Origin of the sequence: Streptomyces cyaneus, assembly GCF_004028635.1 — a bacterium.
GTDB lineage: Bacteria > Actinomycetota > Actinomycetes > Streptomycetales > Streptomycetaceae > Streptomyces > Streptomyces cyaneus.
Window position 1 is genome coordinate 1 of record NZ_RQJW01000025.1, and the last position, 13,477, is coordinate 13,477.

At 69.1% G+C, this 13,477-nt stretch carries 13 protein-coding genes; 12 read left to right on the top strand and 1 reads right to left on the bottom strand.

The window, feature by feature from the left end:
- The 10 genes from EHO50_RS42500 to EHO50_RS42545 form a co-directional block, all read left to right on the top strand.
- A partial coding sequence (locus tag EHO50_RS42500; protein WP_164905115.1) for an ABC transporter permease occupies positions 1–488 on the top strand: 488 nt, incomplete at its 5' end.
- Between the two features lie 8 nt (positions 489–496).
- The gene (locus EHO50_RS42505; RefSeq protein ID WP_128437243.1) at positions 497–1,411 is read left to right on the top strand and encodes an ATP-binding cassette domain-containing protein; all 915 of its coding nucleotides are present in this window, start codon (positions 497–499) and stop codon (positions 1,409–1,411) included.
- A 97-nt stretch (positions 1,412–1,508) separates the two neighbouring features.
- On the top strand, positions 1,509–2,360 hold the full coding sequence (locus EHO50_RS42510; RefSeq protein ID WP_128437244.1) for a sugar phosphate isomerase/epimerase family protein: 852 nt from the start codon (positions 1,509–1,511) through the stop codon (positions 2,358–2,360).
- A gap of 98 nt (positions 2,361–2,458) precedes the next feature.
- Positions 2,459–3,463 carry a 5-dehydro-2-deoxygluconokinase gene (iolC, locus tag EHO50_RS42515; protein WP_128437245.1) on the top strand — a complete coding sequence of 335 codons (1,005 nt, stop codon included), beginning with the start codon at positions 2,459–2,461 and terminating at the stop codon, positions 3,461–3,463.
- 4 nt (positions 3,464–3,467) lie between these two features.
- A complete protein-coding gene (locus tag EHO50_RS42520) occupies positions 3,468–4,340 on the top strand; it encodes a Cgl0159 family (beta/alpha)8-fold protein (protein WP_128437246.1) in 873 nt (290 codons plus the stop codon).
- Positions 4,337–5,218 carry a 5-deoxy-glucuronate isomerase gene (iolB, locus tag EHO50_RS42525; RefSeq protein WP_128437247.1) on the top strand — a complete coding sequence of 294 codons (882 nt, stop codon included), beginning with the start codon at positions 4,337–4,339 and terminating at the stop codon, positions 5,216–5,218. Before EHO50_RS42520 ends, iolB begins: the two co-directional genes overlap by 4 nt.
- Positions 5,215–7,098 (top strand): 3D-(3,5/4)-trihydroxycyclohexane-1,2-dione acylhydrolase (decyclizing), encoded by a 1,884-nt coding sequence (gene iolD / locus EHO50_RS42530; protein ID WP_128437248.1) that lies wholly within the window; start codon positions 5,215–5,217, stop codon positions 7,096–7,098. The genes iolB and iolD overlap by 4 nt, the downstream gene beginning before the upstream one ends.
- A gap of 29 nt (positions 7,099–7,127) precedes the next feature.
- Positions 7,128–8,624, top strand: a complete 1,497-nt coding sequence (locus EHO50_RS42535) for a CoA-acylating methylmalonate-semialdehyde dehydrogenase (RefSeq protein WP_128437249.1) — start codon at positions 7,128–7,130, stop codon at positions 8,622–8,624.
- A 48-nt stretch (positions 8,625–8,672) separates the two neighbouring features.
- Positions 8,673–9,869: a Gfo/Idh/MocA family protein gene (locus EHO50_RS42540; protein ID WP_128437250.1), complete on the top strand. Its 1,197-nt coding sequence runs from the start codon at positions 8,673–8,675 to the stop codon at positions 9,867–9,869.
- Between the two features lie 27 nt (positions 9,870–9,896).
- On the top strand, positions 9,897–10,895 hold the full coding sequence (locus tag EHO50_RS42545) for a sugar phosphate isomerase/epimerase family protein (RefSeq protein WP_128437251.1): 999 nt from the start codon (positions 9,897–9,899) through the stop codon (positions 10,893–10,895).
- An 87-nt stretch (positions 10,896–10,982) separates the two neighbouring features.
- Here EHO50_RS42545 and EHO50_RS42550 read toward each other — a convergent pair whose 3' ends face one another.
- Entirely contained in the window at positions 10,983–11,453 is a 471-nt protein-coding gene (locus EHO50_RS42550) for a hypothetical protein (protein WP_128437252.1), read from the bottom strand.
- Positions 11,454–11,674: 221 nt separating this feature from the next.
- Between EHO50_RS42550 and EHO50_RS42555 the strand changes: the two genes are divergently transcribed.
- Together EHO50_RS42555 and EHO50_RS42560 are read left to right on the top strand one after the other, a co-directional pair.
- Positions 11,675–12,169, top strand: coding sequence for a hypothetical protein (locus EHO50_RS42555; RefSeq protein WP_128437253.1), 495 nt, complete (start codon positions 11,675–11,677; stop codon positions 12,167–12,169).
- 128 nt (positions 12,170–12,297) lie between these two features.
- Positions 12,298–13,458, top strand: coding sequence for a hypothetical protein (locus tag EHO50_RS42560; RefSeq protein ID WP_164905116.1), 1,161 nt, complete (start codon positions 12,298–12,300; stop codon positions 13,456–13,458).
- Positions 13,459–13,477 lie beyond the last annotated feature (19 nt).

Sequence of the window (13,477 nt, forward strand, 5' to 3'; positions counted from 1 at the left end):
ACGTCGGCGGTGTGCAGGTGAAGGTCACCGTGGTGTGGTGGCTGGTCTTCGCGGCGCTGGCGACCTGGGTGCTGCTGCGCACGAAGTACGGCAACTGGATCTTCGCGGTCGGCGGCAACAAGGAGTCCTCCCGGGCCGTAGGCGTCCCGGTGACCTTCACCAAGATCTCGCTGTTCATGCTGGTCGGGTTCGGTGCCTGGTTCGTCGGCATGCACCAGCTGTTCGCCTTCAACACCGTGCAGTCCGGTGAGGGCGTCGGCCAGGAACTCATCTACATCGCCGCGGCCGTCATCGGCGGCTGTCTGCTGACCGGTGGTGCCGGTTCGGCGATCGGGCCGGTCTTCGGTGCCTTCATGTTCGGCATGGTGCAGCAGGGCATCGTCTACGCCGGCTGGAACCCGGACTGGTTCAAGGCCTTCCTCGGCGTGATGCTCCTCGGCGCCACCCTCATCAATCTGTGGGTCAGCCGCACGGCGACCCGGAGGTGACCGACCCCATGACAACCACTCACGAAACCGGCTCGCACGGCACTGTCCTCCAGGACGAGGCGCCCAAGGACGGCGCCCCCGTCGTCGCACTTCGCAACGCCGGCAAGTCCTACGGCAACATCCGCGCCCTGCACGGCGTCGACCTGAAGGTGTTCCCCAGCCAGGTCACCTGTGTCCTCGGCGACAACGGCGCGGGCAAGTCCACCCTCATCAAAATCATCTCGGGACTGCACCAGCACACCGAGGGCGAGTTCCTCGTCGACGGCGAACCGGTGCGGTTCTCCACCCCGCGTGAAGCCCTCGACAAGGGCATCGCCACCGTCTACCAGGACCTCGCCGTGGTCCCCCTCATGCCGGTCTGGCGCAACTTCTTCCTCGGCTCCGAGATGACCAAGGGCCCCTGGCCGCTGCGCCGTCTCGACATCGAGAAGATGAAGAAGACCGCCGACGAAGAACTGCGCAACATGGGCATCGTCCTCGACGACCTCGAACAGCCCATCGGCACCCTCTCCGGCGGCCAGCGCCAGTGCGTGGCCATCGCCCGCGCCGTCTACTTCGGCGCCCGCGTCCTGATCCTGGACGAGCCCACCGCCGCCCTCGGCGTCAAACAGTCCGGCGTGGTGCTGAAGTACATCGCCGCCGCCCGCGAGAAGGGCCTCGGCGTCATCTTCATCACCCACAACCCCCACCACGCCTACATGGTCGGCGACCACTTCAGCGTCCTGCGCCTGGGCACCATGGAGCTCAACGCCTCCCGTGACGAGGTCAGCCTCGAAGAGCTCACCAACCACATGGCCGGCGGCACCGAACTGGCCGCACTCAAGCACGAGTTGAGCCAGGTACGCGGCGTCGACGTCGAGGAACTCCCCGAAGAGAAAGACCTCACCGCACCCGTGGTGACGGCCCCCGAGGGCTCCGGCTGACAACGCCGCACGCTCCAGCCACCATCACCCACCACCACCCGCCACCACCCGCCACCACCCGCTCGACCCTCTCCTACTGACCCGAAGGCATTCCCTCATGAAGATCGCCCTCGACCCGTACATGATCCGCAACGTGCCATTGCTCGAACTCCCGGCCACCGTGGCCGAGTTGGGCTACGAGTGGATCGAGCTCTCCCCCCGAGAGGACTTCATCCCCTTCTTCCGGCACCCGCGTGTCGACGACGCCATCGTACGGAAGTTCCGCAAGGCACTGGACTCGGCGGGTGTCGGCATCTCCTCCCTGCTGCCGCTGTTCCGCTGGTCCGGCCCGGACGAGGACGCCCGCCAAGCCGCCGTACGCTACTGGAAGCGCTCCATCCAGATCTGCGCGGACCTCGGCGTGGACAGCATGATCTCCGAGTTCAACGGCCGCCCCGAGGAATCGGACCGCAGCGAGGCCCAGTTCTGGCGCTCGATGGACGAACTGCTTCCCCTCTTCGAACGCGAGGGCATCACGCTCACGCTGGAGCCTCACCCGGACGACTTCATCGAGAACGGCTACGACGCGATCAACCTGATCCGGGGCATCAACCACCCGAACGTCAGCTTCCTCTACTGCGCGCCGCACACCTTCCACATCGGCAACGACGCCCCCGGCATCATCGAGTACGCCGGCGACCTGCTCACGCACGTCCACCTGGCGGACGCCTTCGACCACACCGCGTCGTCCGGCAACCGGTACATCCTCAATCCGCCCGGCACACCGGCTCGGATCCACCAGCACCTCGACATGGGCCAGGGCGAGGTCGACTTCGACGAGCTCTTCCGCGAACTGCGCGCGAACGGCTTCGACGGGACCCTGACCGCCTGTGTCTTTGCATGGGAGGAACGGGCCAAGGAGTCGTCCCTGTTCATGCGCAAGAGGATCGCCGAATATCTGGCGATCTGAGCCAGACAATCTATTGACATGACATTTAAGCGCAAGGCATCGTGCTAGCGAGCTTTTAAAGCGCTTTAAGCCATGAAGTCACGAAGGGAACCAGCCTGATGCCGTTCGAAGTGCTGACCATCGGCCGCGTGGGAGTGGATGTGTATCCGCTCCAGACGGGCGTGGGACTGACGGAGGTCACCTCGTTCGGCAAGTACCTGGGCGGCAGCCCGACGAACGTCGCCGTCGCCGCCGCCCGGTACGGGCACTCCGCCGCCGTGATCACCAAGACGGGCCGCGACCCGTTCGGGGGGTTCGTCCGTTCCGCCCTGGAGGGGTACGGCGTCGACTCCCGTTTCGTCGGTACGTCGGACATCGCGCCGACCCCGGTGACGTTCTGCGAGATCTTCCCGCCGGATGACTTCCCGCTGTATTTCTACCGGCTGCCGAAGGCTCCGGATCTGGACATTCAGGCGGACGAGGTGGATCTGGACGCGGTGCGGGACGCGGCGATCTTCTGGTTCACGGGCACGGGCCTGAGCGAGGATCCGAGCCGTTCGGCCACCCTGGCCGCGCTCGCCCACCGGGCCGAGGCGGGCGCGACGGTCTTCGACCTGGACTGGCGGCCGATGTTCTGGAGCGACCCGGCCGAGGCCCGCGCGTACTACGCCGAGGCGCTGCGGCACACGACGGTCGCGGTCGGCAACCTCGACGAGTGCGAGGTCGCGACCGGTGAGCGCGAGCCGTATGCCGCGGCGAAGGCGCTGCTCGCGGCCGGGGTCGAGCTGGCCGTGGTGAAGCAGGGCCCCAAGGGCGTGCTGGCCATGGACCGGGACGGTACGGCCGCCGAGATCCCGCCGGTCCCGGTGGACGTGGTCAACGGACTCGGTGCCGGTGACGCCTTCGGCGGCGCGCTCTGCCACGGGCTGCTGGCCGGCTGGGACACCCACCGCACGGTGTCCTTCGCCAACGCCGCCGGCGCCATCGTCGCGGGCCGCCTGTCCTGCTCCGACGCGATGCCGACCGAGACCGAGGTCGACGCCAAGCTCCGCGAGGCGAGCCGCTCCCCCATCGAAGCTCCCGCCGAAGCCGCCACCGAATCCTCCACTGAACGAAAGGCGTGACGCCGTGCTGTCCGACAACGTGAGCCGGATCGTGGACGCCCGGGTCAACGACCCCGGCGCCATCGCGGCAGCGGCCGCACGCCGCATCAAGGCCACCTCGCTCACCGGCGAGCACGGCAAGGCGATGATCATCGCCGCCGACCATCCGGCGCGCGGCGCCAACGGCGTCGGCGGCGACCCGAACGCCATGGCCGACCGCGCCCGGCTACTGGACCGCCTGTGCATCGCCCTGGAGCGGCCGGGCGTGACCGGCGTACTGGCCACCGCCGACATCCTCGAGGACCTGCTGCTGCTCGGCGTCCTGGACGGCAAGAGCGTCTTCGGCTCGATGAATCGGGCGGGTCTTGCGGGTTCGGTGTTCGAGATCGACGACCGGTTCACCGGCTGCGACGCCGAGACCCTCGCCGCGATGGGCTTCGACGGCGGCAAGATGCTCACGCGTATCGCCCTGGGCGACCCCGCGACCCCGTCCGCCCTGGCGAACACCGCCCGCGCCGTGGACGAGCTCAACGACCGTCGACTCATCGCGATGGTCGAGCCGTTCATCTCCGTGTGGCAGGACGGGAAGATCCACAACGACCTGTCCACCGACGCCGTCGTCAAGTCCATCACCATCGCCTCGGGGCTCGGCCGCCGTACCGCCTACACCTGGCTGAAGCTGCCGGTCGTCGACGACATGGAGCGCGTCCTCGCCTCCTCCACGCTGCCGGCGCTGCTGCTGGGCGGCGAGGTCAAGGACGCCGACGCCGCCTTCGCCTCCTGGGGCAGGGCCCTCAAGCAGCCCACCGCACGCGGCCTGGTCGTCGGCCGCTCCCTGCTCTACCCCTCGGACGGCGACGTCGCCGGTGCCGTGGACCGGGCGGTGAGCCTGCTGTGAGCGAGACGGGCAAGTTCTACCTGCCGAAGGGCAGTTCGGCCGAGGGCCCCTACGACGTCCTGGTCACGCCCGAGTCGGCGGGCTGGGGATACTCCGGGCTCAGGATCCTGACCCTGCAGCCCGGTGAGGCACACGCCCTGTCCACCGGGAACTGCGAGTTCCTGGTCCTGCCGCTGACGGGCTCGTGCACCGTCACCACGGACGGCAAGGCCTTCGAACTCACCGGGCGGACAGGCGTGTTCGCCTCAGTCACCGACTTCGCCTACCTCCCCCGCGAGTCGGATGCCCTGATCAGCAGCGCGGCCGGCGGCCGGTTCGCGCTGCCCTCCGCCCGTACCGAGCGGGGAGGTCAACCGGCTCGGTACGGGCGCAAGGAGGACGTCCCCGTCGAGCTGCGCGGGGCGGGGGTCTGTTCCCGGCAGGTGAACAACTACTGCCTGCCGGGGGCGTTCGAGGCCGAGCAGCTGCTGGTGTGCGAAGTGCTCACGCCGGGTGGCAACTGGTCGTCGTATCCCCCGCACAAGCACGACGAGGCCCGGCCCGGCGAGGAGTCGGAGCTGGAGGAGATCTACTACTTCGAGGTCTCGGGCAGTGAGAACGGCTTCGGCTACCAGCGCGTGTACGGCACCGAGGACCGGCCCATCGACGTGCTCGCCGAGATCCGCTCCGGCGACGCCGTCCTGATCCCGCACGGCTGGCACGGCCCGTCCATCGCCGCGCCCGGTTACGACCTCTACTACCTGAACGTCATGGCGGGCCCCGGCCAGGACCGTGCCTGGCTGATCTGTGACGACCCCGCCTACGGCTGGGTGCGGGCCACCTGGAACGCACAGGACGTCGACGACCGGCTGCCCTTCGAAGGAATCGACGAGCGATGAACACTGTCCGACTGACCACCGCCCAGGCCCTGGTGCGCTTCCTGGCGAACCAGTACAGCGAGCGTGACGGCCAGGAGCAGCGGCTGATCCCCGGCGTGTGGGGCATCTTCGGGCACGGCAACGTGGCCGGGATCGGGCAGGCCCTGCTGCAGGCGGCGGTGACCGAAGAGGCCGATCTGCCTTACTACTTGGCCCGCAACGAGCAGGGCATGGTGCATGCCTCGGTGGCGTACGCCAAGATGCGGGACCGGCTGGCGACCTTCGCCTGCACCGCGTCCACGGGGCCCGGCTCGACGAACATGATCACGGGTGCGGCGCTGGCGACGACCAACCGGCTGCCGGTGCTGCTGCTGCCCAGCGACATGTTCGCCACCCGGGCCGCCGACCCGGTGCTGCAGCAGCTGGAGGACACCCGGGGCGGGGACGTCACCGTCAACGACACCTTCCGCGCCGTATCGAAGTACTTCGACCGGATCTCACGTCCCGAGCAGTTGATTCCGGCGGCGCCGGCCGCGATGCGGGTGCTGACCGATCCGGTGGAGACCGGTGCTGTCACGCTCGCGTTGCCGCAGGACGTGCAGGCGGAGGCGTACGACTGGCCCGTCTCCTTCTTCCGGCGCCGGGTGTGGCACGTGGGCCGGCCCGTGCCGGAACAGGCCGCTGTCGAGCGGGCCGCCGCGCTGCTCCGTAACGCGAGGAAGCCGCTGATCGTGGCCGGTGGCGGTGTCGTCTACTCCGGTGCCGAGACCGCGCTGCGCGCTTTCGCCGAGGCCACCGGCATCCCCGTCGCCGACACCCACGCCGGCAAGGGCGCGGTCCCGTGGGACCACCCGTACGCGGTCGGTGGCATCGGCTCCACCGGTGCGTATGCCGCCAACGAGCTGGCGAAGGACGCCGACGTGGTGCTCGGGATCGGCACGCGGTACTCCGACTTCACCACCGCCAGCCACACCGTCTTCGGCAATCCCGACGTCACCTTCGTCAATCTCAACGTGGCCCGCCTGGATGCCGTCAAGCACTCCGCCGAGCCCCTGGTCGCGGATGCCCGGCTCGGCATCCAGGCCCTCGCGGGGGCACTGACGGACTGGGAGGTCGAGCCCGAGTACCGCTCGCGCAGCCGTCAACTGATCGCTCGTACCCGGAAGATCGAGGAGGAGTGCTTCGCGCCGGACCGCAACACCGGTGACCTCCCGGCCCAGACCCAGATCCTCGGCGCGCTCAACGACGTCCTCGACGACCGCGCCGTGGTCATCAACGCTGCCGGGTCGATGCCCGGTGACCTGCAGCAGCTGTGGCGGGCGCGGGATCCGAAGGCCTACCACGTCGAGTACGCCTACTCCTGCATGGGCTACGAGGTCGCCGCCGGCGTCGGCGCGAAGATGGCTGATCCTTCGCGGGAGGTCGTCGTCCTGGTCGGTGACGGCTCGTATCTGATGATGGCTCAGGAGATCGTGACCATGGTCTCCGAAGGCCTGAAGGTCGTCATCGTCCTGGTCCAGAACCACGGCTTCGCCTCCATCGGCGCGCTGTCGGAGTCACTCGGCTCACAGCGCTTCGGCACCAAGTACCGCTACCGGAACGGCGATTCGGGCCGACTCGACGGCGACGTCCTGCCCGTCGACCTGGCCGCCAACGCCTCCTCCCTCGGCGCGGACGTCCTGCATGCCGCCACGGTGGAGGAGTTCCGCAGCGCGATGGAGAAGGCCAAGGCCGCGACCCGCACCACCGTCGTGCACGTCGAGACGGACCTCTACGGGCCGAACCCGCCCGGCCACGGCTGGTGGGACGTCCCGGTCAGCCAGACCTCCGACCTCGACTCCACCCGCACCGCCTACGAGACGTACGCAGCCCACAAGCGGGCCCAGCGCCACTACCTGTAAGTCCCGTCCCCGCAAAGGAAACCCGCACCGTGAAGACCATCCAGCACTGGATCAACGGCAGCCCCGCCCCGGGCTCCGCCGCCGACACCCAGCCGGTGTTCAACCCGGCCACTGGTGCCGAGCAGGCCCAGGTGGTCCTGGGCGGCGCCACCGACGTGGACACCGCCGTCGCCGCCGCCACGCAGGCCTTCGACACCTGGTCGGAGTCGTCCCTCACCCAGCGGACCCAGGTGATGTTCGCCTTCCGCCAGCTCCTCGTCGAGCACGAGGAGGAGCTGGGCCGGATCATCTCCGCGGAGCACGGCAAGACCATCGACGACGCGCGCGGCGAGATCGTGCGCGGCCGGGAGGTCGTGGAGTTCGCCTGCGGCCTCGGCGACGTGCTGAAGGGGTCCTTCTCCGACCAGGTCTCGCGTGGTGTGGACGTGCACAACTTCCGCCGGCCGTTGGGCGTCGTCGCCGGCATCACGCCGTTCAACTTCCCGGCGATGGTGCCCCTGTGGATGCACCCGATCGCCATCGCGACCGGCAACACCTTCCTCCTCAAGCCGAGCGAACGCGACCCGTCGGCGGCGAACTTCGTGGCCGAGCTGTACAAGAAGGCCGGCCTTCCCGACGGCGTCTTCAACGTCGTCCACGGCGGCAAGGACGCGGTCGACGCCATCCTCACCCACCCGGGTGTCCGGGCCGTCTCCTTCGTCGGCTCCACGCCGATCGCCAAGTACGTCCACGAGACGGCCACCGCGCACGGCAAGCGCGTCCAGGCCCTCGGCGGCGCCAAGAACCACGCCGTCGTCCTGCCCGACGCCGATCTGGAGTTCGCCGCGGATCACATCACGGCGGGTGCGTACGGCTCCGCCGGTGAGCGCTGCATGGCCGTGTCGGTGGCCGTGGCCGTCGGTGACGCCGCCGACGCCCTGGTCGAGGTGCTTCAGCGCAAGGCCCGCGAGGTGAAGGTCGGCCCCGGCGACGCCCCCGGCACCGAGATGGGGCCCCTGGTCACCAAGGCCGCGCAGGAACGCGTCGAGAACGCCGTCGGCGGCGCGGCAGCGCAGGGCGCCACCGTCGTCGTCGACGGCCGCGGACTCAAGGTCGCCGGCCACGAGGAAGGCTTCTTCACCGGCCCCTCCCTCCTCGACCACGTCACCACCGAGATGGACGCCTACAAGGAGGAGCTGTTCGGCCCGGTCCTCGCGATCGTCCGTGCCGCCTCCCTCGACCAGGCCATCGACCTCATCAACGCCAACCCCTACGGCAACGGCACCGCCCTGTTCACCGCCTCCGGTGAAGCCGCCCGCCGCTTTCAGCGCAAGGTCGACGTCGGCATGATCGGGGTCAATGTCCCGGTGCCTGTACCGATGTCGTACTACTCCTTCGGCGGCTGGAAGGACTCCCTCATCGGCGACTCCCCGATCCACGGCCCCGAGGGCATCCGCTTCTACACCCGGCCGAAGGTCGTCACGTCGCGCTGGCCGCAGCCCAAGCAGCAGGTCGACGCCGGGTTCAACTTCCCCACCTCCAGCTGAGGTTCGGCAGTTCGCCGCGTAGTCACTCTTCTTTCGAAAGGCACCGCCATGACAACTTCCGCCAAACCACTCTCCGTCGCGGTGATCGGAGCCGGCATGGCCGGCCGCAGCCACGCCGCCGGTTATCGCAACGTCAACACGGTCTTCGGCGCCGGGCTGCCGCCGGTCCGCCTGGCCGCGATCGCCGACGCCAATGTCGAGCTGGGCGAGGACGCCGCCCGTCGCTACGGCTTCGAGGAGGCGCTCCCGAGCTGGGAGGCCGTCGTCGAGGACCCGACGATCGACGCCGTCAGCATCGTCGTGGGCAACGCCCTGCACCGGCCGATCGCGGAGGCGCTGGTCGCCGCGGGCAAGCACGTGCTGTGCGAGAAGCCCCTGGCCGGCTCGATGGATGACGCCCGTGCGATGGCCGAGTTGGAGCGCACGGCCGAGGTCGTGACCGCCGTCGGGTACACCTTTCGCCGCTCCCCCGGCATCGCCGCGATCCGTCAGCACGTCCAGCGCGGCGAGCTGGGTGATTTGACCCTGTTCAGCGGCCGGTACTGGTGCGACTACGCGACCGACCCGAACGGCCCGCTGAGCTGGCGGTTCAAGGGCGGTCCCGGTTCCGGCGCGCTCGGCGACGTCGGCTCGCACGTCATCGACGCCGCCGAGTACGTGGCCGGCCCGATCACCTCGGTCTCCGGTGCCTCGCTGTCGACGCAGATCCCCAAGCGGCCGCTGCCGCTGGGCGCGGTCGTCGGGCACAACGCGGCTCCCGTCTCCGACGAGTTCGGTGAGGTCGAGAACGAGGACACCGCGTCCTTCACCGCCCGCTTCGAGTCCGGTCTCGTCGGCACCTTCTCCGTGACGCGCACCGGCTTCGGCCTGCCCAACGGGCTCTCCTTCGACGTCCTGGGCGTCGGCGGCCGGGCCGCGTTCGACCAGCACCGGCCCGCCGAGTACCTCTTCGACGACGCCCAGCCCGAGGCCTGTACTCGCGGCGCCCGCCAGATCATCGTCGGCCCGCATGCGCCGTACTTCGCCGGCGGTGTCCCGATGGAGGCGCCGGGAGTGGGCGCCGCCAACGGAGACAACTTCACCTACCAGGCCCGTGCCTTCCTCGACCAGGTCGCCGGTGTCGCCGAGCCGCTGCCGGCCTGCGCCACGTTCGCCGACGCACTGCGGACCATGGAGATCATCCAGGCCGTCGTCGAGTCCTCCCTGGGCGGCGGCGCCGCCGTCGCGGTCCCGCCCGTCGCCTGACCCCCCGCACAGAAAGACTGAAGACCCATGGCCCTCAAGCTCGGCGCCTACACCGCCTGTCTGCACGACCGCACCCTCACCGAGGCCCTCGACATCCTTCAGGCGAACGGCCTGATCTCGGTCGAGGTCAACACCGGCGGCTTCATCCCCTCCCCGCACTGCCCCGTCGACCTGCTGCTCTCCTCGGCCACCGCCCGCGAGGAGTACCTGGCGACCTTCGCCGACCGCGGCATGGAGCTGACCGGCCTCAACTGCAACGGCAACCCCCTCAACCCGCTCCCCGGCGTGGGCCCCAAGCACGCCGACGACCTGCGCCGCACCATCCGCCTTGCCGGCCTGCTCGGCATCAAGCACGTCGTCACCATGTCCGGCACCCCGGGCTCCGACCCCGACGCCAAGTACCCCTCCTGGGTCGTCAACCCCTGGGACGGCGTCTACATGGACGTCCTGGACTACCAGTGGGGCGTGGCCGTCGAGTTCTGGAAGGAGATCGACGCCCTGGCACGGGAGAACGACGTCCGGGTCGCCGTCGAGATGCACCCGCACAACGTCGTCTTCTCGCCGGTGACCTTGAAGCGGCTGGTCGACGAGGGCGGCCTGACCAATGTGGGCGCCGAGATGGACCCGTCCCACCTGATGTGGCAGGGCATGGACGTCATCGCGTCCATCAAGTGGCTGGGCCCGCTGGTGTTCCACGCCGCCGCGAAGGACGCCACCCTCTGCCCCGGCGCCGACATCCGCGGCGTCCTGGACACGTCCTTCGCCCGCGTGCCGGCCGACGCGGCCGGCAAGGTGCCCACCGGCTACGGCTTCTGGTGCAACGCCTGGCCCGAGAACCCGGCCTGGAAGTTCGTCGCCGTCGGCCTCGGCAACGACGTCCCCTTCTGGACCGAGTTCCTGCGCGCCCTCGCCGACATCGACCCCGACATGGCGGTCAACATCGAGCACGAGGACGCCGCCTACTCCCAGACCGAGGGCCTCGCCCTGGCCGCCAAGAACCTCCACAGCGCGGCGACGGCGCTCTGACCCGTCCCCCTCAGTGGCCCCGTTCCCGCCGGTCGGGAACGGGGCTCGTCCGCGTGCGGGAAGCCTTGACCGCGTCTGCGGTTCTCGTCACCAGATTCCGCTCTGGACGTACGGGTTGACGGCCCTGAAATTGCTGTCGTAGCTGGCCCTGAACACGTAGTTCGCGTCGGACTGGGTGAGCCACCCGGACGTGTGCGCGTAGCCGGTGCCGTCCGAGAGGTAGGTGCCGTCGGCGAAGGACCAGGTCCTGCCGCCGTCCGTGCTGATGTCCAGCCAGATCCAGCCACGCGGGTCCCAGCCGGAGCCGACGAGCCGCCCCCAGCCGTACTGGTAGCCGTTGTAGTAGCCCGAGCGGAGCTCGATGCCGATGGTTCCGCGCTGGTTCGGGGCGTGGGTCACGCGATTGGTGGTGGCCATCACCTGGTCGGTGTTGATCGTTCCGGGTGCCGCGTGCGCGGGTGTGGCGAACGCCGCGACACCCAACGCGCCCAGCGATCCCGCCACCGCCGCCGACCCGGCCGACCTCAGCAGCATCCTGCGGTCCATGGAGCGACTCATAAGTCCCCCTCGTCTCAGAATTAAAGGCGTTGATCTACAAACAGCGACGTGGCCAGACCCTAGCCGGGGAGCGGGCGTTGAACTCCTGACACATGTCAGGGCAACCCCTGTACGGAATGCATGGCTCGGGCTCCCCCTGACATCCGTCAGGACTGTGCCTGCCCGCGCTCTCCTAGCCTTTCGTGGACGATGCCCCCGTCATCCCAGCCGCGAGGAGCACCATGCATCTGCGCAACCGAACGGTCGGCACGCTCGCTGTGGCCGCCTCGCTGATCGGTCTCGTCGGACTCGCACCGCCGGCATCTGCCTCGGAGACATCGCAGGGCAAATACTGCACCGTGGTGGTGGAACGCGTGAAGCCCGGCGAAAAGGCCTCCCGGGTGAAGAGCCGGACCTGTTCCGACGGCAAGTCCACCGCGACGAGAAGAAGCGCCGGGACTCTGCTCATGACCTGGTACCAGCACGCCCGGTTCGGCGGCGACATGACCCATGTGTACGGGGACTACGGCCCATGCGACGGGTCGGGCTACCTTCTCGACACCGGCCTGTCGCGCTACATGATCTCGTCATTCGAGACGTACAACAACTGCGACGGGCAGCAGGCCGTCCTCAACGACGGCCGGACCACCTTCTACTACTACGGCTCCGCCACGCCGTATGTGGGCGACCGGGCGAACGACGACATCGCCTACTTCAAGGTCTGGGACGCCCTTTAGGGCCAATGCCGTCTCTATCTGGGTCGTCAACAACCATTCCCCCCCCCGCAGGAAGGCCCGTACACCGGCCTCACACCGATCGACTCGATCGACTCGGTCAACTCGACCAATCTCAGGGAGCACTACCTGTGAAGCTCCGTCTTCTCGCTGCCGCCGCCGCGCTGCTGCTGATCGGCGGCGCGGCCGGCTCCGCCGCCGCCGACACCTCGGCCGGGCAGCCCGTGCAGCCCGGTGCCGCGTCCGTCGAGGTGCCCGCCGGCGTCAGCGCCGGGGTCGCCGTCTTCGACCGGCAGACCGGTACCTTCACCGAGCAGCTCAACTCGAGCACACGCTTCCGCTCCGCCTCGGTCGTCAAGCTGCTGCTGGCGCTGGACTATCTGTGGAACCGGGGCCCCGACTACACCGTGCCCGCAACCGACCGGGCATGGCTGGAGCCGATGCTGCGCAGCAGCAACGACGACGCGGCCAACAACTACTGGTCGGACAACGGCGGTACGGCGATCATCACCCGCATGGTGAGCCGTCTCGGCCTCAAGGACACGGCACCACCGCCCACCGGGTACGAGGGCTACTGGGGCTACACCGCGCTCTCCGCCCGCGACACGGTGACGATCTACCGCTACCTCCTGGACTCGGCGCCCGCCCCCCTGCGCGACTTCGTGATGGGGAACCTGCGCCAGTCCACCCGCTGCGCCTCGGACAAATTCGACCAGCACTTCGGCGTCGCCGGGGCGTTCGAGAAACCGTGGGCGGTGAAGCAGGGCTGGGCGGGATCCTCGTACGAGAAGGGCACCTGCGGCCCGCCGCGCACCGCTACCGCGACGGACATGGCGAGCCCGGCGGGCCCGGCTCCGGCCGCCGCCGCGGACGTGGACCTGACCCGGCCGGCGCTGCACAGCACGGGCACCGTCGGCGCCGGTGACCGCTCCATCGTGGCCGTGTTCACGCTGCATCCCGTCGGCACGTCGTACGGGAAGGCGTACACGAACATCGGCCGGCTGACCCGCTCCCTGAACGTCCCCGGAGCCGTGCGGCCCACGGGATGGTGGTACGGCACGTGGAGCGACCATGTGAACGTCCGCCCCAACCCCAGCACGGGCAACTCACCCATCACCCAACTCCCCGCAGGCGTCGAGGTGTTGGTGGGCTGCCAGGCCAGGGGCGAGGAGGTCGACGTACCGCCCTACACCAACGAATGGTGGGCCTACCTCCCCCAGTACAACGGCTGGATCTCCAACATCTACATCAACTCGCCCGACAACAAGATGCCGGACGTCAAGGACTGCTGAACAGCCTTGAGCGACAGCT